17 protein-coding genes are annotated in these 21,181 nt (G+C 73.4%); 10 read left to right on the forward strand and 7 right to left on the reverse strand.

Features of this window, described 5'->3' with window-relative positions; all coding sequences use genetic code 11:
- Positions 1-8: 8 nt before the first annotated feature.
- The 5 genes from AB0950_RS11385 (at position 9) to AB0950_RS11405 (ending at position 4,704) form a co-directional block, all read left to right on the forward strand.
- A complete protein-coding gene (locus AB0950_RS11385; protein WP_366778440.1) occupies positions 9-956 on the forward strand; it encodes a glycosyltransferase in 948 nt (315 codons plus the stop codon).
- Positions 953-1,861: a glycosyltransferase gene (locus AB0950_RS11390; protein ID WP_360145871.1), complete on the forward strand. Its 909-nt coding sequence runs from the start codon at positions 953-955 to the stop codon at positions 1,859-1,861. The genes AB0950_RS11385 and AB0950_RS11390 overlap by 4 nt, the downstream gene beginning before the upstream one ends.
- Before the next feature lie 133 nt (positions 1,862-1,994).
- The gene (locus AB0950_RS11395) at positions 1,995-2,447 is read left to right on the forward strand and encodes an STAS domain-containing protein (protein ID WP_360573675.1); all 453 of its coding nucleotides are present in this window, start codon (positions 1,995-1,997) and stop codon (positions 2,445-2,447) included.
- 139 nt (positions 2,448-2,586) lie between these two features.
- Positions 2,587-4,119, forward strand: a complete 1,533-nt coding sequence (locus AB0950_RS11400) for an ANTAR domain-containing protein (protein ID WP_360145865.1) — start codon at positions 2,587-2,589, stop codon at positions 4,117-4,119.
- A 129-nt stretch (positions 4,120-4,248) separates the two neighbouring features.
- Positions 4,249-4,704, forward strand: a complete 456-nt coding sequence (locus tag AB0950_RS11405) for an RpiB/LacA/LacB family sugar-phosphate isomerase (protein ID WP_360573680.1) — start codon at positions 4,249-4,251, stop codon at positions 4,702-4,704.
- 8 nt (positions 4,705-4,712) lie between these two features.
- On the opposite strand, the gene AB0950_RS11410 is transcribed toward AB0950_RS11405, so the two are convergent.
- On the reverse strand, positions 4,713-5,081 hold the full coding sequence (locus AB0950_RS11410; protein WP_360145859.1) for a DUF6479 family protein: 369 nt from the start codon (positions 5,079-5,081) through the stop codon (positions 4,713-4,715).
- Between the two features lie 165 nt (positions 5,082-5,246).
- On the opposite strand from AB0950_RS11410, the gene AB0950_RS11415 reads away from it, so the two are divergent.
- The 4 genes from AB0950_RS11415 (at position 5,247) to AB0950_RS11430 (ending at position 10,908) form a co-directional block, all read left to right on the forward strand.
- Complete coding sequence (locus AB0950_RS11415; RefSeq protein WP_360145856.1) at positions 5,247-5,618, forward strand: ferredoxin; 372 nt, start codon at positions 5,247-5,249, stop codon at positions 5,616-5,618.
- 124 nt (positions 5,619-5,742) lie between these two features.
- Positions 5,743-6,585 carry an oxygenase MpaB family protein gene (locus AB0950_RS11420; RefSeq protein WP_360145853.1) on the forward strand — a complete coding sequence of 281 codons (843 nt, stop codon included), beginning with the start codon at positions 5,743-5,745 and terminating at the stop codon, positions 6,583-6,585.
- 118 nt (positions 6,586-6,703) lie between these two features.
- Positions 6,704-8,854: a serine/threonine-protein kinase gene (locus AB0950_RS11425; protein WP_366778374.1), complete on the forward strand. Its 2,151-nt coding sequence runs from the start codon at positions 6,704-6,706 to the stop codon at positions 8,852-8,854.
- 488 nt (positions 8,855-9,342) lie between these two features.
- Positions 9,343-10,908: an NAD(P)/FAD-dependent oxidoreductase gene (locus AB0950_RS11430; RefSeq protein ID WP_366778375.1), complete on the forward strand. Its 1,566-nt coding sequence runs from the start codon at positions 9,343-9,345 to the stop codon at positions 10,906-10,908.
- A 1-nt stretch (position 10,909) separates the two neighbouring features.
- Here AB0950_RS11430 and AB0950_RS11435 read toward each other — a convergent pair whose 3' ends face one another.
- The 3 genes from AB0950_RS11435 to AB0950_RS11445 all read right to left on the reverse strand — a co-directional run bounded on the left by AB0950_RS11435 (position 10,910) and on the right by AB0950_RS11445 (position 16,407).
- Complete coding sequence (locus tag AB0950_RS11435; RefSeq protein WP_366778441.1) at positions 10,910-13,819, reverse strand: AAA family ATPase; 2,910 nt, start codon at positions 13,817-13,819, stop codon at positions 10,910-10,912.
- Between the two features lie 163 nt (positions 13,820-13,982).
- Entirely contained in the window at positions 13,983-14,999 is a 1,017-nt protein-coding gene (locus AB0950_RS11440; RefSeq protein ID WP_366778376.1) for a (-)-alpha-amorphene synthase, read from the reverse strand.
- Entirely contained in the window at positions 14,974-16,407 is a 1,434-nt protein-coding gene (locus tag AB0950_RS11445) for a cytochrome P450 (protein ID WP_360145838.1), read from the reverse strand. Before AB0950_RS11445 ends, AB0950_RS11440 begins: the two co-directional genes overlap by 26 nt.
- Positions 16,408-16,606: 199 nt before the next feature.
- On the opposite strand from AB0950_RS11445, the gene AB0950_RS11450 reads away from it, so the two are divergent.
- Positions 16,607-18,103, forward strand: a complete 1,497-nt coding sequence (locus tag AB0950_RS11450) for an acyl-CoA synthetase (protein WP_360145835.1) — start codon at positions 16,607-16,609, stop codon at positions 18,101-18,103.
- On the opposite strand, the gene AB0950_RS11455 is transcribed toward AB0950_RS11450, so the two are convergent.
- The 3 genes from AB0950_RS11455 to paaK all read right to left on the reverse strand — a co-directional run bounded on the left by AB0950_RS11455 (position 18,100) and on the right by paaK (position 20,968).
- Positions 18,100-18,990 carry a TIGR03620 family F420-dependent LLM class oxidoreductase gene (locus tag AB0950_RS11455; protein ID WP_366778377.1) on the reverse strand — a complete coding sequence of 297 codons (891 nt, stop codon included), beginning with the start codon at positions 18,988-18,990 and terminating at the stop codon, positions 18,100-18,102. The genes AB0950_RS11450 and AB0950_RS11455 overlap by 4 nt on opposite strands.
- Positions 18,991-19,161: 171 nt before the next feature.
- The gene (locus AB0950_RS11460; protein ID WP_330341681.1) at positions 19,162-19,494 is read right to left on the reverse strand and encodes a metalloregulator ArsR/SmtB family transcription factor; all 333 of its coding nucleotides are present in this window, start codon (positions 19,492-19,494) and stop codon (positions 19,162-19,164) included.
- A gap of 169 nt (positions 19,495-19,663) precedes the next feature.
- Positions 19,664-20,968, reverse strand: coding sequence for a phenylacetate--CoA ligase PaaK (gene paaK, locus AB0950_RS11465; protein ID WP_360145828.1), 1,305 nt, complete (start codon positions 20,966-20,968; stop codon positions 19,664-19,666).
- Positions 20,969-21,181: the final 213 nt, after the last annotated feature.

Here is a 21,181-nt window from a genome sequence, read left to right on the forward strand (position 1 = left end):
GGTGGCGCATGTCCACTGAGTCCGTGCCCGGCACCGCCCGTGGGGCCGGCGCCGCGCGGGACCCGCGGGTCAGTGTCGCCGTCATCACCCGCGACCGGCCGGACAGCCTGCTGCGCACGCTCGACGCGCTGGCCGGGCTGCCCGAGCGGCCGCCGGTCATCGTCGTCGACAACTCCCGCGACGACAGCACCGGCAGGGCCGTGCTCGGCCACCCGGCCCTGGACCGGCTGCTGCGGCCCGCCGCCAACACCGGCGCCCTCGGCCGCAACCTGGCTGTCCGGCACGCCCGCACGCCCTACGTCGCCTTCAGCGACGACGACTCCTGGTGGGAGCCGGGCAGCCTCGCCCGCGCCGCCGATCTCCTCGACCGCCACCCCCGGCTCGGTCTGCTCGCCGCCCGCACCCTGGTCGGCGACGAGGCCGACGAGGACCCCCTCAACGCCGTCCTCGCCGACTCGCCCCTGCCGCCCCAGCCCGACCTGCCCGGCCGCCCGGTGCTCGGCTTCCTCGGCTGCGCCAGCGTGGTGCGCCGGGAGGCCTTCCTCGCCGTGGGCGGCTTTCACCCGCTGCTCTTCTTCGGCGGCGAAGAGACCCTGCTCGCCTACGACCTGGCCGCCGGAGGCTGGGGCGTCGCCTACGAACCCTCCCTGCGCGCCCACCACCACCCCGGCACCGACGGCCGCACCGGCCGCCCCTTCCTGGTCCGGCGCAACCACGTCCTCACCACCTGTCTGCGCCGCCCCTGGCCCGTCGTCCTGCGGGCCGGCGCCGACCTGGCGCTCGCCGCCGCGGCGGACCGCCCCGGGGCACGCCGCGCCCTGAAGGAGGCGCTCGCCCGGTTCCCCGCCGCCCTGGCCCGGCGCCGCGCCCTGCCCCCGCACGTCGAACACGCCGCCCGCCTGCTCGACCGGCAGCCGGCCGGCCGCCCCGGCCCCCGGAAAGGCCCCGCGCGATGACCCGGAGCGGACCCGACGGCCGTACGACCGTCGTCATGATCACCCACAACCGCCGCGCCGAACTGCTGCGCACCCTGCACCTGCTGCGCCGGCTGCCCGAACGCCCCCGCGTGATCGTCACCGACAACGCCTCACGCGACGGCACCGCCGAAGCCGTAGCCCGCGACTTCCCCGAGGTGACCCTGCTGCGCCCCGGCCGCAACCTCGGCGCCGTCGGCCGCAACCTCGCCGTCCGGTACGTCACCACCCCCTACGTCGCCTTCTGCGACGACGACACCTGGTGGGAGCCCGGCAGCCTGCGGCGCGCCGCCGACCTGCTCGACGCCCGGCCCCGGCTCGCCGCCGTCACCGCGCGGATCGTCGTGGAACCGGGCGGCACCGAGGACCCCGTCGTCCGCGAACTGCGCGAGTCCCCGCTCACCGGCCCCGACTGGCTCCCCGGACCGGCCCTCGGCTCCTTCCTCGCCGGCGCCACCGTGCTGCGCACCGAGGCCTTCCGCGCCGGCGGCGGCTTCCACCCCGGCCTGTGGCTCGGCGGCGAGGAGGAACTGCTCGCCTGCGACCTGCTCCGCCAGGGCTGGTGGCTGGCCTACGCCGAGGAGCTCACCGTCCACCACCACGCCTCCCGGCTGCGCGACAGCACGGCCCGCCGCGTCCTCGGCATCCGCAACACCCTGTGGTTCACCTGGCTGCGCCGCCCCCTGCTGCCGGCCCTGCGCCGCACCGGGCACCTGCTGCGGACCGTGCCCCGGGACGCCGCCTCGGTGCGCGCTTTCGCCCACGCCACCGCCGGTCTGCCCTGGGTGCTGCGCCAGCGCGACCCGGTGCCGCCGGACCTGGAACACCGGCTCGCCACGCTGGAACGGGCCCGCCGCACCTCACCCGCCCGGCGGTACGTCGGCTGAACCGGACGGGGCGCGACACGCCCGAGCCGAATCGTTGCATCACCTGTGGGGCCGGAGGCACAGTGAACTCCCGGTCAAGACGCGGCCGGCTGATCCTTCCCCGCACCTTCCCCAGCCAGGAAGTCCGACGCCCATGGAAAAAGGTCAGCTGTCCCGTCCCCGGGCCCGCCCCGGCGGCCCCGCCCCGCTGCTCCTGCAGACCGTGCACGAGCACCGGCCGGAGACCGGCGCGGTCAGCGTCCTGAAGGCGCGGGGCACGGTCGACGCCTCCAACGCCGTGGAGTTCTCCGAGGCCCTCGCCGAGCACATCGCGCAGGCCGACCGGGCCGACGAGCACGCCGTCCTCGACATGACCGAGGTGTACCTCGCCTGCGCCGCCGCCGTGCGGTCCGTGGACCGGGCCACCGGGGTCCTCGCCTTCTCCGGCCGCGCCCTGCCCGTCGTACAGCCGCGGCCGCACGTGCGCGAGGCGCTGCGCGCCGCGGGGCTGCCCGGCGTCCGGGTGCACGCCACCATGGCGTCGGCCCTGAGTGCCCTGGAAGCCCGAAGACGCACGGGCCCCGCACCCGGCGGCACCGATTGGTGAGCGCACGGCAGGTCGGCGAGCGCACGGCCGGCCCCGACCGGCGCGGTGGATGGCGCGGCCGGCCGCCGGGCCCCTACCGTGGCCGGTGGTCAGGAAGAGGCCGCCCCAGTCCGTCGCGACGTCCCGCCCGGGTGATGCCATGAAGCCCTCTTCCGACCCGCCCGCCGCCCCGGCACGGCTCGTCATCGATTCGTCCGTCGTCGAGGGACTGCCCGCCGAGGGAGCGCTGCTGCTGCGCATGTCCGGCAGCCTCGACGCCGCGGGCGCCCAGGCCTGGTCGGCGGAGCTGCGCGGCCACCTCGAGCAGGCCGACCGCGCGGGACTCAGGCCCGTGCTCGACATGGCCCACGTGCAGCTCGGCGGCGCCGCCGTGCTGCACACGCTCAGCGAGACGACCCGGGCCCGCACCGGACGCCCGGACCTGATCATCGTCCGCGCCCGCCCCGGAGTGCGCGAGGCGGTGCACCTGGCCCGCCTGGACGGCGTACGGCTCTACGCCACCCTCGACGAGGCGCTGCGCGAGCTGGCCCGCGCCGCCTCACCGGTGGAGGACCTGCCCGCCTGGCGGTCGCAGATGGCGGATCCGCTGCGGCCCAGTTACGAGGACCTGCGCACGGAGGTCCGCGCGCTGCGTGCCCGGGTGCGCACCGCCCCGGTCATCGGCATGGCGCAGGGCGTGCTCATGGTCCGCTACGGCCTGCCGGACTCCGGCAGCGCCTTCCGGGCGCTGCGCGAGGCCTCGCAGCGGTTCAACGTGCCGCTGCGCGTCCTCGTCTCCGCCGTCGTCGTGGCCCGCCCCCCGCACGGCGAGGTGTGGTTCCCGGGCCGCCGCTCCCTGCCCGTGCCGCAGCTGCGGATCCTCGCCCGGGACGGCCGCGACCCCCGATACCGGCGGCAGATGATCGACGCCGTGCTGCACGAGGCGCTGGCCATCGGGCGGGCCCCGGCCGGGTACGTGCGGTTCGTCGACCCGGCCGTGAACGCGCTGGTGCCGGAGACCCACTACGGCTGCCCGGACGCGTTTCTCGACCACCTCGTGCGCGGCTGGGAGGAGGGCACGGCCGACGCGCTCGCCCGGCTGCGCGGACGCCGGGTGAGCGTGCCCGACGTGGCCGCCGACGCGCTGCTCTCCGAGGAGTCGCGGCGCGTCCTGCTCAGCACGGGCACCGCCGCCCTGCAGAGCGTCCCGGTGCTGTCCTCGGCCGGCTCCTGCACCGGCGTGATCACCCTGCACTGGCCCGACGCCGGGCACCGGCCGACCGCGGCCCAGGTGGAGGCCCTCGGTCTGCTGGCCGCCGACACGGCGGCGTGGCTGAGCTGGTACCACCGCTCCGTACTCCTCGACGCCCTCGAACACCTCCACCGGGCGCTGGCCGCCACCGCACCGCCCGCCGAGCACGGCATGGGTGACCCGGGCCGGCCTGGGAACCCGGATCCCGCACGCAGCACGCACCACCCGGAGGGAGTCCGGCGCATGTCGAATCCGCAGCAGCCCGAACAGCGGCGCAGTGACAAGGGTGGCGCCACCCCGCAGGACAGCGGCGAGCTCAAGGCCCGCCAGGGAGCCGGCCAGGGCGCGGGCGCCCGCCCGCACGGCACGGACAAGGGCCGTAAGGGCGGTGGCGAAGGCGGAGGCACGCCGCCCGCGCAGCGCCCCGACCACCCTGAGTGAGCGCACGTCTCATCCCGGGCACCGCCGGGTGAGCGCACGGACGGGCGCGCTCACCCGGCGGTGCTGCCGGGCAGGAAGAGGGAACAGAACCGTCGGCCCTGGCCGTAGGGGCCGATTACGCTCGCCTGTATGCGTATCTCCGTCTCCGCCGACATGGACGAACCCGTGGCCCGCCTTCTCCTCGACGAGCTGACACGGCGGGGCCACGACGTGCGCCCGCACGGGGCCCTGCGGCCCGGGGCCGACGCCCAGTGGGCGGCCTGCTCGGAGGCGGCCGCCCGGGAGGTGGCGGACGGCACCGCCGACCAGGCGGTGGTGTGCTGCTGGACCGGCACGGGCGCGTCCATCGCGGCCAACAAGGTGCCCGGCGTGCGCGCGGCGCTGTGCACGGACGCCGTCACCGCGGACGGCGCCCGCCGCTGGAACGACGCCAACGTCCTCGCGCTGAGTCTGCGCCTGACCTCCGAGCCACTGCTCAAGGAGATCCTGGACGCCTGGTTCGCCGCCGAACCCAGTGACGACCCCGAGGACCGGCGGAACGTGGCCCGCGTCGGCCGCCTGGACGCCGCCAGGAGCGATTCGTAGCGGCGTACTCAGTGGGCGCCGAGTCCGCCGCCGCCGAACGAGCCGCTGGAACCCCGGCTCCAGCGCGGACGGTCCTTCGACTCGCTCGGCCTGGAGTCCATGTTGCTCAGCTCGTACGGGGTGAGCGGACGGCCGCCCTTGGTCATCTGGGGGACCTCCTGGGACTCCCTGTTCTGCCGTAGCTCGCCCACCGGGCCCTCCGGTGGCAGCGTGGGCTGTTCCTCGGGCCGCGGCCGGGGGGACTCGCGGTACTTGACCCGGGAGTTCATCCAGGCTCCCGCAGCGACCAGCGCCGCCGTGCCCACGCCGGCCACCAGGAACATGACGAGGCCCATCAGGCCGCTCGCCGCGGCCAACTGCATCGATGCGGTAGTCATAGGAGAGGAATACCCCACCCAGAGCAGGACGAACCGGACATGTGTGTGACTGGTGGCGGGCGGGCGGCGACCGCTCGACCCACCAGCGGCACCGGACCCGGTCCGGGGTGCCAAACCGGTCCCGCACGGTGGTTTGCGCCCCCTCGCCCCGGCTACCCGCAGGGTGTGACATCGCCGACTTCGCAGCAGCTCTACCGGTTCCTGGAGGACCGCTTCGCCTGTGCCCAGGCGTGCACGGAGTGCGCCCGGGCCTGCGCCGTGCGCGCGAGCCTGGTCGACCCGGACGGCGCCGAGTCCAACGAGCGGGTGCGCAGGCTGGGCATCATGTGCGCCGAGGTGTGCGACGCCACGTGCCATGTCCTCGGCGAGGAGAGCCTGAAGGACGAGGGGGAGATCCGGGTCAGGCTGGAGTGGTGCCGCTCGGTCTGCCTGGAGTGCGCCCGCGCCTTCGACTCGCAGTCCGGCGCCGAGTCGGCCGCGGCGTCCTGCCGCGCCTGCGCCGAGGCGTGCTCGGAGTTCCTGCACAGCCTCAGCTGACCTCCCAGGACGCGCGCACGACCCGGCTCGCCCTGCCGCACACGGGCGCGACGGCGCGGTCCAGCCCGAGATCATCTCCTGGACCGGGCTGGGGATGCCCAGGGCGCGGCGCTAGCCTGCGGGCATGGGCGACCCCGGGCTGTTCACACCGCACTCCGTGACCTGGCAGATGCACGGCGACCCCATGATGTGGGTCGCCGGCGTCCGCGCGCTCTACCTCCAGGCCCTGCACCCGCGCGCGGTACGCGGAGTCATGCAGAACTCCGACTTCCGCAACGACGCCTGGGGCCGGCTGATGCGCACCGCGAACTTCGTCGGCACGACGACGTACGGCACGACCGAGGCCGCCGAGCGGGCCGGCGCCCGGGTGCGGAAGATCCACAGCCTGCTGAAGGCGACCGACCCGGACACCGGCGAGCGCTACGGCGTCGGCGAACCCGAGCTGCTGCTGTGGGTGCACTGCGCGGAGATCGACTCCTATCTGCACGTCCTGCGCCGCTCCGGCTTCCCCCTCACCGACGCCCAGGCCGACCGGTACATAGCCGAACACCGGGTCAGCGCCCGCCTGGTGGGCCTGGACCCGGAGACCGTCCCCGCGAGCCGGGCCGAAGTCGCCGCGTACTTCGCCGCTGTGCGCCCGCATCTGGCGGCGGGACCCGAGGCACGCGCGGTGGACGACTTCCTGCTCCGCCCTCCGACGCACCCCCTCCTGGTCCCGGCGCGCGAGGTGCTGTGGCGGCGCGTGGCGCAGCTGGCGTACGCCGCCCTGCCGCCGTACGCCCACGCGCTGTACGGCAGACCGGCCCCCGCACCCGCGGTCGTCACCCGCCGGCTGCGGGCCACGGGCACCCTGCTGCGGTGCGTTCCCGCACGTGTGCGCTGGCAACTGCCGCCCAAACACATCCTGCGGGCCATGGCGAGGCTGGGACCCCAGGCGCGTCCGGCACCGTACAAAGTCCGGCCATAGGCCGCCATACTGGGCGAGCAGGGGGGTGACGCGGACCGGGCCGGCGCGGTGCGGCCGGCTGCGGTGCCGTGCGGCCTCCCGGCGGCGGGGCGGACGGCGACGGGGGCGGCGGATCGCTATGGGGGAGAACAGGCTGGTTCAGGGCCGGTACCGGCTGCTCGACCTGATCGGGCGCGGCGGGATGGGCGAGGTGTGGCGGGCCCGGGACGAGTCCCTGGGCCGGCGGGTCGCGGTGAAGTGCCTCAAGCCGCTCGGGCCGTACCACGATCCGTCCCTCGCCCCCGTCCTGCGGGAGCGGTTCCGCCGCGAGGCCCGGGTCGCCGCCGCCCTGTCGCACCCGGGGGTGACGGTCGTCCACGACTTCGGCGCGTACGACGGGATGCCGTACCTGGTCATGGAACTGCTGGAGGGCCGTGACCTGAGCCGGCTGCTGGCGGACAACAGGGGGCATCCGCTGCCGGTGGACGTCGTGCTCGACATCGCGGGGCAGGTCGCCGCCGCCCTCGCCTACACGCACAAGCAGGGCGTCGTCCACCGCGACCTGAAACCGGCCAACATCGTGCGGCTGACCGACGGCACCGTGAAGATCTGCGACTTCGGCATCGCCCGCCTCGCCCACGACATCGGCGTCACCGCCCGGCTGACCGGCACCGGCGTCGCCCTCGGCACCCCGCACTACATGTCCCCCGAACAGATCGGCGGTGACGGGGTGGACCAGCGCAGCGACCTGTACTCGCTGGGCTGCGTGCTGTACGAAATCGCCACCGGAGCCCCGCCGTTCGATCTTCAGGACGCCTGGGCGATCCTCATCGGACACCGCGACACCCCGCCCAGGCCCCCGCGCGAACTGCGCCCGGACCTGCCCGGACACCTGGAGGAGACCATCCTCGGCCTCCTCGCCAAACGGCCCGAGGAACGGCCCTACGGCGCCGGGGAGTTGGCCCGCCGACTCCGGGACGTTCGTACAACAGGCTTCTCCGTCAGGCCCGTCGAGATCCCGGAGAGGCGAGGCGCGGCCCGCCTGCCGTCCTGGACCTGCGGCATGACCACCGGTCACAAGGCGCTCGGCACGGGCCCCGGCGCCCTGCCCCCGGACGCCGGGGCGGCACTGTCGGGCCGCTGGAACGCACCCCGACGGGACGCGATGCCGTATCCCACAGGCGACCACCGTCACCTGGACAAGCCCGGCCGCCCCGGCCCCACGGCCGTACGGCGGACCGTGCCGGCCCCAGGCGCGGAGCGCACAGCCCCCGACAGCCCCGAGACCCTGGCCGGCCGGTACGCGTCCGCCCGCGCGCTCCTCCGCGCCGGCCGTGCCACCGAGGCGCTGGCCGCCTACACCGACCTCGCCCAGTCCGCCGCCCGGATGCTCGGCGCCGACCACCCGGACACCTTCGCCGCCCGCCAGGAGACCGCCTATGCGCTGGGCCGGGTGGGCCGCCACTTCGAGGCCCACCAGGTGTACGCGGAGGTGCTGGCCGCCCGGACGCGCGTCCAGGGACCCGACCACCCCGACACCCTGCGCTGCCGGCACAACCTCGCCTGCACCCTCGGCCGGCTCGGCCGCCTGGACGACGCCTGCCGCACGGCGCGGGAGACGGCCGCCGCCCGCGCCCGGGTGCTCGGCCCCGACCACCCCGACACCCTGGTCTCGCGCTGCGAAGTCGCCTACGGGGAGGGCCAGTCGGGCCGCTGGGAGGAGGCGCTGGCCCTCTACCGCGAGGTCGCCGAGGCCCGGGCCCGCGTCCTGGGCGCCGACCATCCCGACACCCTCGCCGCCCGCTACGAGACCGCCCTCAGCCTCGGCCGCCTCGGCCGCAGCGCCGACGCCCTGCGCGTGTACCGCGAGCTGATCACGGACCGCGCCCGCGTCCAGGGCCCCACCCACCCCGAGACCCTGCGCGCCCGGCACGGCCTCGGGGTCAACCTCGGCCGGCTCGGGCGCTGGGAGGACGCCCTCGCCGAGGCCCGGGACGTCTGCCTGCTGCGCGAGCAGATCCTCGGCCCCGCCCACCCCGACACGCTCGTCAGCCGCCGCGAGGTCGCGGTCGCCCTCGGCTGGCTGGGCCGCTGGACGGAGGCCCTCACCGAGTACCGGCGGGTCGCCGCCACCCGCGAGCAGACCCTCGGCCCGGACCACCCCGACACCCTCACCGCCCGCGGCGACGAGGCCCACTGCCTGGAACGGCTCGGCCGCAGCACCGAGGCGGGCGAGCTGTACCGCAGGGTCGCGGTGCTCCGCCGGCGCGAGGCGCCGGGCGGAGCCTGAGCGCACGGCTGCCGGTTGGGGATTGCGCGGCGGGTTTGCTCGGGACGTGTGGTCGTACTGGTCGGCAGGAGGGCGGAGCTCTGTGTCTAGGCGTAGCTCGATTTCGGTGCCGGGCTCAGGCAGTCGACCGAAGCCGTCCGACCGCCCTCCTGTTCGTGGCCGCCTGTTCGAAGGCCGTGCGAGGGGAGCCGCCTGTCCGTGGCGGTCCGATCCAACGGGCGTGTGGGGGAGCCGTCTGTTCCCGTCTCCGTAGGAGGAGATCCGCACTCCCGTCGCCGTATGCTCAACGCCACGCCACGCCACGCGACCCGAGTCGCCCGCCCGGGGCCGTGTGGTCGAGCGGCCGCGACCCGGCCCCGACCCGCCCGCCCGCGAACCCTCGGCGGCCCGCCCGACGCCACCGGCGCAGGTCACCCGGGCGAGCCCGGCCGGTCCACGGGCGGGGCATGCCTCTGGCCGTCGTGGATCACCACGTGTTACGAAGAACCATGCCTGCCAACGAGCACACCCGCACCTACGACGCCGTCATCGTCGGCGGCGGACACAACGGCCTGGTGGCCGCCGCCTACCTGGCCCGCGCCGGCCGCTCGGTGCTGGTGCTGGAACGGCTGGACCACACCGGCGGCGCCGCCGTCTCCACCCGCCCCTTCGCCGGCGTCGACGCCCGGCTGTCGCGCTACTCGTACCTGGTCAGCCTGCTGCCGCAGAAGATCGTCCGGGACCTGGGACTCGACTTCCAGGTACGCGCCCGCACCATCTCCTCCTACACTCCGGCGGAGCGCGACGGCCGGCCCACCGGACTCCTCGTCGGCGGCGGCGAGCAGCGCACCCGGGAGGCCTTCGCCCGGCTGACCGGCGGCGAGCGCGAGTACCGGACCTGGCAGCGCTTCTACGGCATGACCGCGCGCGTCGCCGAGCGCGTCTTCCCCACCCTCACCGAGCCGCTGCCCACCCGTGACGAACTGCGCCGCCGCATCGACGACGAGACCGCCTGGCGAACCCTGTTCGAGGAACCGATCGGCGTCGCCGTCGAGGAGAACTTCACGGACGACCTCGTGCGCGGCGTGGTCCTGACCGACGCCCTGATCGGCACCTTCGCCGACGCCCACGACCCCTCCCTCGCCCAGAACCGCTGCTTCCTCTACCACGTCATCGGCGGCGGCACCGGCGCCTGGGACGTGCCCGTCGGCGGCATGGGCGCCCTCACCGACGCCCTGGCAGCGGCGGCCCGCGCGGCGGGCGCGGTCATCGCGACCGGGCACGAGGCGGTCCGGATCGCCACCGACGACCACCGCGCCGAGGTCACCTACCGCACGGCCGACGGCGAGGGCGTGGCCGCCGCCCGGCACGTCCTGGTGAACGCCTCCCCGCACGAGCTGGCCGCCCTCACGGGCGACCCGGCGCCCGAGCCCGCCGAGGGCGCCCAGCTCAAGGTCAACATGCTCCTCACCCGGCTGCCGAGGCTGCGCGACACGGCCGTCGACCCGCGCGAGGCGTTCGCCGGCACCTTCCACATCGCCGAGGGCTACCGGCAGCTCGCCACCGCCCACGCCCAGGCCGCCGCCGGCGAACTCCCCTCCGTGCCGCCCTCGGAGATCTACTGCCACTCCCTGACCGACCCCACCATCCTCGGCCCCGACCTCGCCGAGCGCGGCTACCAGACGCTCACCCTGTTCGGCCTGCACACCCCGGCCCGGCTGTTCGACCGGGACAACGACGCCGTACGCGAGGAGCTGCTGAAGTCCACCCTGGCCCAGCTCGACGCCCACCTCGCCGAACCCCTCGCCGACTGCCTGGCCACCGACGCCGACGGCCGCCCCTGCATCGAGGCCAAGACCCCGCTCGACCTCGAACGGGACCTGAGGCTGCCCGGCGGCAACATCTTCCACCGCGCCCTGTCCTGGCCCTACGCCCAGGAGGGCACGGGCCGTTGGGGAGTGGAGACCCGGCACGCGAACGTCCTGCTGTGCGGCGCGGGCGCCGTACGCGGGGGAGGGGTCAGCGGCGTGCCGGGACACAACGCGGCGATGGCGGTGCTGGAGGCCACCTCGTGATTCACGAGCGAGGCTGAGGACAGCCCTCCAGGAACCCGGCGAGGCCTGAGGAGTCGGTGCCTATTTTGCGGTACACGCTGGACAGCAACTGCCGCACGCCCTGCTCGGTCAGGTGCAGCTCCTTGGCGACCACCGGCACCGGGTGCCCCTGGACGGTCAGTTCGGCGGCTCGGCGTTCCTGGGCGGACAGGGTGTCCGCCTGGGCGTAGCGCAGCGGCAGCGGGCGCAGTCCCGCGGTCGAGAGTTCCGCCCTGGCCCGGGCGGCGAGCGCCTCGGCGCCGCAGTGGACGGCGCCCTCAAGCCCCTGGTAGAGCCGGTCGGCGGCCTCCTGCAACCGTCCGTTGCGGGACAGCGCGGCGCCGTGCCCGATCTGGGCGCGGGCCAGTTCATAGGCGGCGGGCGACTGCTCCAGATGGTCGACGGCCTGTGCGTACAGGTCGAGTGCCGCCGGGCCGCCGGTCACCTCGGCGCGGGTGTGCAGGGCCTGGCCGACGGCGGAGGCCGACCCGAACTCCCGGGCCCGCTTCACGGCGTCCTGGGCATGGCCGAGCGCCTCCTCCGGCGCGGTGGGAGCGAGCGCGGTCGCGAGCCGCAACTGCCACGGACACCACGCCGGGTTGCGCCAGCCCCGCCCGTCCAGCCACTCCCCGACGCAGGCCAGCAACGGCACGGCTTCGGCGTGCCGGCCCTCGGCAAGGAGCAGTTCGGCGTAGACGGTGCGGGGGTCGGGATAGACCACTGCGTTGAGAGTCGTCTCACCGAAGTGGTGTTCGTCTGCGACGGCGCGTGCCTCGGTGACGCGCCCGCGGGCCAGCAGAGTCTGGATCAGGATGCCGACGGCGAACCACTGGGCGGGAACGGCCCCGTCCACCTCGCCGGCGATGCGCAGACCCTCCCGGACCAGGTCGTCGGCTTCGGCCAGGCATCCGCGGCGGTACCGGATGTAGCCGGCGAGAGTCTGGCCGAGGGCCAGGTGGGAGCCGCGCCACCCCTTGGCCACGCACTCCGCGATGCCCTTGCTGAACAGCTCCTCGGCCCGTCGCGGCTGGTCGCCGTACATGAAGACCAGTGCCACCGAAGCGGGTACCTCGAACCCGCGGTTCTCGTCGGTCCAGCTCATGCCGCCGTGCAGCGCCTTCTCGGCATACGCGACGGCGGTCTGCCGCGGTTCGCCGCGCAGGACGGCGTCCCAGGCCCGCAGTCCCAGGATGTAGCGCTCCTCAAGGCTGCGGCCGGGCAACTGCTCGGCCAGACGCGCGAGCCTCCGGGAACGCGCGCGTGAGTCGCGGTCGTCGGCGCGGAACATGCCCCAGACGAACTGGTCGGCCTGCATGCGGAGTTTGACGCGCGGATTCCTCGCCTGCCTCGCTTCCTCGGTGGCCACACTCACGGCCTCGGCAAGCTGGTCGGTGTGGGCCAGGGCCTGCGTGAGCCGGAAGACTATGGAGGCGCGCAGATCGGGGTCGACGTCGGGCTCGGCCAGCGCCTGGCGGAGATGCCTGACCGTCGCCGTGGGTTCGATCAGGAACGTGGCGCACGCGAGTTCGTGAAGGACGGCGGCACGGTCCTCGGGGAGGGGCGGCTCCCGCAGTGCGCGGTCCAGCAGACGCCGGGCGGCCTCGGTCGCCCCGGCGCGGAGATACTCGCGGGCGGCCTCGCGGAAACAGGCGACCGCCTCGGGCCTGCCCTCGCAGGGGACCTCCAGCAGATGCCGGGCGGCTGCGGTGGGACCGTATCCCATGGCCAGGACTGTTTCCCCGGCGGCGTTGTGCAGACCGGCGCGGAAGGCCGGGCTGATGGACCGGTAGATCGTCGTGGCGATCAGTGGGTGAAGGAACTCGATCTCCCCGTCGGGGCCGTGGCCGTCGGCCAGGATCCTTGCCGCGCGCAGCTTCTGGATCGCCTCGGCCGTGGCGTCCTCGCCGAGCGCGGCGATGGTGGCGGCGAGATGGGGGGAGAAGGGCGACCCGAGTACGGCCGCGATGTGGGCGAAGCGGACGGTCCCAGTGTCGAGCCGTTCCAGACGCTCGATCAGTCCCGGTCCCTTGATCGCCGCGGCGAGCTCGCGCATCGCGGGCAGGTCGTCCTCGGTGCCCCTGAGTTTCCGCTTGGCGAGGCCGATGGCGAGCTCCACCGCTTCGAAGGGGCTTCCGCCGGTGGCGGACCAGCATTCCTTGCAGAACCGGTCCTCGGCCGTCTCTCCGAGTTCCTTCCGGACGATCCGCGCCACGCCGTCGGCGGTGAGCAGCGCCAGGTCGTGCGGGCGCTCCCCGTGGTGTCCCGCGAGCGCGCGCAGTCCTGCCGCCTCCGGCGGCAGTTCGTCGGGCCGGTAGGCGGCCACGATCAGCAGGGGCAGGTCATCGACTCGTGGTGCGAAGGAGGCGAGCCACTTCAGAGACTCGGGGTCCGCCCAGTGCAGGTCGTCCAGAAGCAGGACGACGGGCGCCTTGTTCACCGTGAGGCGTGTCATGACCCAGTCGAGGCCTTCGCGGACCCCGGTGGGGTCGGGGGCAGGTGCGGGCCCCTTCGCCTCGAGGCCGAGCACGGCGGCGACGATGTCGTACCAACTTCCCAGGAGGGCGCGGAGCTCCGCCCCGTCCATGGTGGCCAGGGAGGGCTGCAGCAACTGGCGCACCACGCGGAACGCCGACCCCTGTTCCGTCTCCCCGCCCCTGCCCGACAGCACCGTGAATCCGTGCTCCGCGGCCCGGTCCCGGGCTTCCGTGATGAGTGCCGTCTTGCCCAGTCCGGCCGGCCCGGTGAAGGCGAGCAGTCCCCTGTGCCTGGCCCGTGGCCGGCCGTCCCTGGTGCGTCGCAGCTCGCGGAAGGCTGCGTCGAGGGCCTGGAGCTCCCGGCTGCGCTCGATCAACGTCTGTTGCTCCGAGACGGGTTGCCGCGGCTCCATCGCCATGTGCCGTACCGCCTTCTGTCGTTCGGCCGGGGAGTCGAGCGTACGCCTCGCCGAGATCCAACAGATCTGATTGGACACCATGGGATGAATCCTGCGGCCGAGGGGTAGAAAGCGTGGATGGGCTCCTCTCGGATCGCGCCGTCGCCGAGCGTGCCGGGACCCGCTACGGCACAGCGGGCACCGACGTCACATCGGCGTAGCGCGGCACGGTGCGGGACCAGTGGTAACACCCGCTGATCCAGCCGATCATGCCGTCCACATAGCCGACGCCCGCGGGGCTCAGCTCCGGTTCGACCTCCGTGCGGAGCTTCTGGACCTCCTCGATCGTGCTGTTGATCTGCCGGATGGCCAGGATGACGGCGGCCTGCAGCGAGCATCGGTGTTCGCGCTGCCGGGCCAGGGCCAGATTGATCATGTCGCCCGCCCGCTGTTCCTTCACCGCGGAGAACAGGTCCGGAATCCACACCGCCGCGTCGGCCGACAGGCGGCCAAGCCGCTGCACGAGGGGGTGGTGGAGTTCCTCCGGGGACAGCTCCTGTGGCTGGGCGGCCTCGGAAAGCGGGTAGAACGGTTCGACGCCCGCGGTCAGCGATCGTATGGCGGTGCAGACTTCGGCCCGCAGGAGGGCGGGCCGGGTCTGCGCCACCGCTTCGTACAGCAGGCCGTGCACGTATTCGCGGCTCTTCCAGGCCCATCGCGCGGCCTGCCCGGGAGTGCACCGCTCACGGACCTGCCGGAGGAGATCGGCCAGAGCCGCTCCGAGAGGGGTGCTGGGCGGCCGGCCGTCCCGCAGGATCCCGATGCTCTCGCACAGCATCGGCAGGAGCCGGTCCGGAGAGCGTCGGCCGAGGTCCTCGGCGCGGTCGTCGAACACGAACTGATAGGCGATCTGATTGGCCATGATCTGCAGGAGCCCGGAATCCATCGCGGGGCTGTTGCAAGACGCGAGCTCGGCGGGGCGTGTGCGGGCGATCATCGCCGTCACACCCGGTTCGTCGGTCAGCCCGCATTTGCGCAGCCATATGTCGACGCCGGCGCCCGCTTCGGCTTCATGGGGATTGCGCAGGAACGGGAAAGGCATGTGGAGTCGGGCGTCGATCAGGTCCCTGAGAGTGAGGAGCGCGGCGTGGTCCGGTACGCCGACCGGGATGTCCTCATGCGTTGCCGACAACGTGGTCACCTGCCATTCGGGAATCCGACGCGCGATGGGCGGCTGATGCCTGTGCACGGTCCTCGCAGACCATCACCAACGCCCGCGGCCCCATCGTGATGCCAGGACGCGGCGGCCGTTCCACATGCCCCGGCACCTGACGCAGCCGTCGGCGGCGTGCGATGGTCGCGAGTGCCGCCGTGGCCTCCACCATGGCGAACTCGTCGCCGAGGCACTTACGGCTGCCCGCGGAGAACGGCATCATCGCGCGCCGCTGTTCGGCGGTGGGCCGGCCCGGCAGCCAGCGGTCCGGGTCGAAGCGTTCGGGGTCGGGGAACGAGGCGGGATCGTGGTGCAGGAGATAGGGGCTGTACAGGACGGCGGCCCCCTCGGGCAGCCGGCGCCCGGCCAGTTCCGTCTCCCTGGTGGTGACGCGGGTGAACAGCCAGCCGGGGGAGGAGTGGCGCAGGGTCTCGGAGACGACGCACCGGGTGTAGGCGAGGCGCGGCAGGTCGTCGGCGCCGGGGGGCCGGCCGTCGGCGAGGACGGAGTCGACCTCGGCGTGCAGGCGGCGCTCCGCCTCCGGGTGGCGGGCGAGCAGGCTGAACGCGGCGGCCAGGGCCAGCGCCTGGGTCTCGGCGCCGGTGAGCAGCAGCGTGATCAGGTGGTCGTGGACCTCCTGGTCACTGATCGGTTTGGCCGCGCCGGTGCCGTGCGCGGCCGCGAGCAGGGCGCCCAGCACGTCGTCGCGCCCGGCGCCGCCGTGCCGTTGCGCGATCGCCGCGTCGATGATCGCGTGCAGGCGGGACAGCGCGCGCCGGTAGCGGCGGTTGGCGGGCGTGGGGAGGCGGAAGAGGGCGTCGATGGGCACGACCGTGCGGACGAACAGGCCGCGGACGACGTCGGTGAGGCAGTGCCGCACCTCAGCGGCCGTCGCGTCGTCCAGCGAGTCGGAGAGCAGGACCCGGCTGATCACGCGGGTCGTCAGGGCCGTCATCGCCTCGGTGACGGGCACCGTCCGGCCCGGTTGCCAGGTGCGGCACACCGCCTCGGCCTCCTCGGCGACGAGGTCGGTGTAGGCGGTGACATGGGAGGGCCGGAAGGCGGGTTGCAGCAGCCTGCGCTTGTCCCGGTGCGCCGGCTGGCGGCAGGTGACCAGGCCGTCGCCCATCAGTTTGCCGAGCCTGTCGTAGAGCGGGCCGCCCTTGTCGAATGTGTGCGGGTCCATGAGCACCTCGTGGGCCAGCTCGGGGTGGCACACCATCCAGGCGCGCTGCGGGCCCAGCCGTATCTCGACCAGGTCTCCGTGTGCGGGCAAAGAATTCAGAAACGCCAGCGGCCGGCGGTAGAAGGCGATACCGTGACCGAGGAGCGGGAATATGCCGGGAGCAGTACCTGTCGTCCACGTTCGTTTTTGTTCGGGCTCAGTACGGCTCATGGGTACCTCCTGACCGACGTGACACGCGAAATGGGTGGACTGGTTTCGGAGTTGAGCTGCCACCTGTCCTGCCCAGGTTCATCCGCGCGCGCTTTTCGGAAACCTTTCTGCACAGGGGCGCACAGGAGCACGCGGAAGCAAAAAGTTGAATTCCATGCGTGCTTGACCTGTCTCCGCGCCGGCTCCAGGATCATGAGCCATGACCCAGGGACACGGCAGCACGGTCGACGGGGTGCTGCGGCGCAGCGCCCGGCGCACCCCGGCCCGCCTCGCGGTGGAGTACGGCGAGCGCCGCTGGACGTACGAGGAACTCGACGCCGCCGTCTCACGGGCGGCCTCGGTACTGCTCGCGCACCGGCTCACCCCCGGCGACCGGGTCGGCGCCTACGGCCACAACTCCGACGCCTACCTGATCGGTTTCCTCGCCTGCGCCCGCGCGGGCCTGGTCCATGTGCCGGTGAACCAGAACCTCACCGGTGACGACCTGGCGTACCTCGTCGGCCAGTCCGGCAGCACCCTCGTCCTCGCGGACCCGGACCTCGCCGGCCGGCTCCCGGACGGTGTACGGGTGCTGCCGCTGCGGGACGCCGACGGCTCACTGCTCACGCGGCTGGCGGACGCGCCGCCGTACGACGGCCCCGAACCCCGCACCGAGGACCTGGTGCAGTTGCTGTACACCTCCGGTACGACCGCTCTGCCCAAGGGCGCCATGATGACCCACCGGGCCCTGGTGCACGAGTACCTGAGCGCGATCACCGCGCTCGACCTGAGCGCAGGCGACCGGCCGGTGCACGCGCTGCCGCTGTACCACTCGGCCCAGATGCACGTGTTCCTGCTGCCCTACCTCGCGGTCGGCGCGACCAGCATCATCCTGGACGCGCCCGACGGGGACCGGCTGTTCGAGCTGATCGAGGCGGGGCGGGTGGACAGCCTGTTCGCGCCGCCCACGGTGTGGATCGGTCTGGCCAACCGGCCCGACTTCGCCACCCGCGACCTCGACGGGCTGCGCAAGGCGTACTACGGCGCGTCGATCATGCCCGTGCCGGTGCTGGAGCGGCTGCGCGAGCGGTTGCCCCGGCTGGCGTTCTACAACTGCTTCGGGCAGAGCGAGATCGGTCCGCTGGCCACGGTGCTCGGCCCCGACGAGCACGAGGGCCGGCTCGACTCCTGCGGCCGGACCGTGCTGTTCGTGGACGCCCGCGTGGTGGACGACAAGGGCGAGGACGTGCCCGACGGCACACCCGGCGAGATCGTCTACCGCTCACCGCAGTTGTGCGAGGGCTACTGGGACAAGCCCGAGGAGACAGCGGAGGCCTTCCGGGGCGGCTGGTTCCACTCCGGGGACCTCGCGGTGCGCGACGCCGACGGCTACTTCACGATCGTGGACCGGGTGAAGGACGTCATCAACTCCGGTGGTGTCCTGGTGGCTTCACGCCAGGTCGAGGACGCCCTCTACACGCACGAGGCGGTCGCCGAGGCCGCCGTGATCGGCCTGCCCGACGAGCGGTGGATCGAGGCCGTCACGGCGGTCGTCGTCCCGCGCGGCGAGGTGACGCAGGAGCAGCTGATCGCGCACGTGAAGGAGAAGCTCGCCCCGTTCAAGGCGCCCAAACGGGTGCTGTTCGTCGACGAGTTGCCGCGCAACGCCAGCGGGAAGATCCTCAAGCGCGCACTGCGGGACCGCTTCGGCGACTAGCCGAGGCCCCGGCCGGCCGGCTCCTTTCCGGGCACCAGGGCGTCGGCCAGCAACCGCCAGTGCGGCAGCGCCGACTCGCCCGGCTCGACACCGATCACCTGCACCGCGACATGATCGGCGCCCGCCTCCACATGCCCGCGCAGCTTGTGTACGACCGTCTCCGGGTCGCCCCAGAACACCAGGTCGTCCACGAACCGGTCGCTGCCGCCGCCGGAGAGGTCGTCGTCGGTGTATCCGAGCCGGCGGAACTTCGCGACGTTGTACGGGGTTTCGAGGTAGCCGCCGAGGTGCTCGCGGGCGAGGGCGCGTGCCCGTACCGGGTCGGTCTCGAACAGCACCGCCTGCTCGACGGCCAGGAAGGCGTCCGCGCCCAGGATCTCCCGGGCCTGCGCGGTGTGGGCCGTGTTCACGTGGTAGGTGTGGGCCCCCTCGGCGCGGTCGCGGGCCAGCTCCAGCATCTTCGGGCCGTACGCGGCCAGCAGCCGCCGCACGGGCCGGGCCGGGCGGGGATTCGGGGTCGCCATGGCGTCCAGTTCGTCGAGATACCCGGCCATCGCGGCCAGCGGCTTGACCCCCGGGCGCGGCTGCCCGCCGAAGCCCAGACCGAGCACATGCCGCCCCGGATAGGCGTCCGCCAGCAGCACCGCGGCGCCGTGCGTCCAGGTCGCCTCCCGGGACCAGATCCGCGCGATGCCGTTCACGACGACGAGCCGCCGCGTGGACGCGAGCAGATACCCGGCGTGCGTGAACGCGTCCCGCCCGAGCGCCTCCGGGATCCACACGGCCCGCCAGCCCAGGTCCTCCAGCTCCTGGACCGAGTCCCGGATCAGCGCGGCCGGCTGGTGCTCGAAGTCGAAGGTGTAGATCCCGAACGTTCCGAGGTCCATGGGGGTGCTCCCTCGCGAGATGGATCGAACGATTCCGTTGCTCGATTCGAAATATCGCAGAATCTCGATATGAAGCGCAAGCGGGGAGCGGGTGCGGCGGAGGAGTGCGGAGGAGTGGGGAGCGGGTGCGGGGTCGCGAGGAGGGGTGCGAGGAAAACGGCTACGTCGCGTCTAGAGCGTCTGCCCCAGCTCCCTGACCAGGTCGGCGATGCGCTGCTCGTCCCGCTTGTAGTGGGTCCACTTGCCCACGCGGGTGGCCCGGACCAGGCCCGCCCGCTGGAGCTCGGCCATATACGCCGACACGGTCGACTGGGCCAGGCCCGCCTTGGCCTGGATGTGGCTCACGCACACACCCACCTCGGCCGGATCGGCGATGGCCGTCTCCATCGGGAAGTGCCGCTCGGGCTCGCGCAGCCAGCGCAGCATCTGCAGCCGCATCGGATTGGACAGCGCCCGCAGCGCGTTGACCAGGTGCGGGTCGGGGGTGGGGGCGGTGTCCGTCATGGATGCGGAGTATAGGGCGGCTACGACGATTCGCGGTACGTCGATACGACCGCCCCTTGCCCACAGTCGATCGCCGCCTTGCCGCAGTCGACCGCCCTCTTGCCCACAGTAGATCGCCAACTTGCCGCAGTCGACCACCCCCGCCCGCAGCCGAGCGCCCCCGCCCCGCCTACCCGGCGGCCCGTGGCCGCAGGTCGACGATCCGGCGGATCTTGCCCACCGACCGCTCCAGCGACTCCGGCTCCACGATCTCCACGTCGACGGAGACCCCGATCCCGTCCTTCACGGCCGCGGCGATGGACCGGGCCGCCAGCTCCCGCGCCTCCGGGCCCGCGTCCGGGCGGGCCTCGGCCCGCACCGTCAGGCGGTCAAGGCGGCCCTCCCGGGTCAGCCGGAGCTGGAAGTGGGGCGCCACACCGGGCGTGCGCAGCACGATCTCCTCGATCTGGGTCGGGAACAGGTTGACCCCGCGCAGGATCACCATGTCGTCGCTGCGCCCGGTGATCTTCTCCATGCGCCGGAACGCCCGCGCCGTGCCGGGCAGCAGCCGGGTCAGGTCCCGGGTGCGGTACCGGACGATCGGCATGGCCTCCTTGGTCAGGGAGGTGAAGACGAGCTCGCCCCGCTCGCCCTCCGGGAGCACCTCGCCCGTGATCGGGTCGACCACCTCCGGGTAGAAGTGGTCCTCCCAGATCGTCAGCCCGTCCTTGGTCTCCACGCACTCCTGCGCCACACCCGGCCCGATCACCTCGGAGAGGCCGTAGATGTCGACGGCGTCGATCGCGAACCGCTCCTCGATCTCGCGCCGCATCTGCTCGGTCCAGGGCTCGGCCCCGAAGACGCCCACGCGCAGCGAGGTGCCGCGCGGGTCCACGCCCTGCCGCTCGAACTCGTCGAGGAGGGTGAGCATGTAGGAGGGGGTCACCATGATGACGGCCGGCCGGAGATCCTGGATCAGCTGCACCTGCCGGGCCGTCATCCCGCCGGAGGCCGGGACGACCGTACAGCCCAGGCGTTCGGCGCCGTAGTGGGCGCCCAGGCCGCCGGTGAACAGCCCATAGCCGTACGCCACATGCACGAGGTCACCGGGCCGCCCGCCGGCCGCGCGGATCGACCGCGCCACCATGTCGGCCCACATGGAAAGATCGTTGTCCGTGTAGCCCACCACCGTGGGGCGCCCCGTGGTGCCGCTGGAGGCGTGCAGCCGGCGGATCCGCTCGCGCGGCACGGCGAACATCCCGTACGGGTAGTTCTCCCTGAGGTCGGCCTTGGTCGTGAAGGGGAAGCGGGCCAGATCGGCGAGGGAACCGCAGTCCTCGGGGCGGACGCCGGCCTTGTCGAAGGACTCCCGGTAGAACGGCACGTTGTCGTAGGCGTGCCGCAGCGAGGCGCGCAACCGCTCCAGCTGAAGCTCGCGCAGCTCCTCGTGCCCGAGCCGTTCGCCCGCGTCCAGCAGGTCCGTCGCATCCGCCATCGAGTCGTCTCCTCGCCGCACTCCCATTCCGGACGACCGATCATTCGGTCGATTCCGTCCGGGGTCAGTAATGCAGGCCATCCGGCTGCAGGCAAGAGGCCGACCAAGATTTTTTTCCGCGCAGATCGCGTCGGAGAAGTCGCAGAAGGGGCGCGTGGAGCTACGACGGGTAAGGCGTTGCGCCGTTCCGGGGCGGACCGACATGATCACGCC

It is taken from the genome of Streptomyces sp. NPDC007189, assembly GCF_040703635.1.
Taxonomy (GTDB): Bacteria; Actinomycetota; Actinomycetes; order Streptomycetales; family Streptomycetaceae; genus Streptomyces.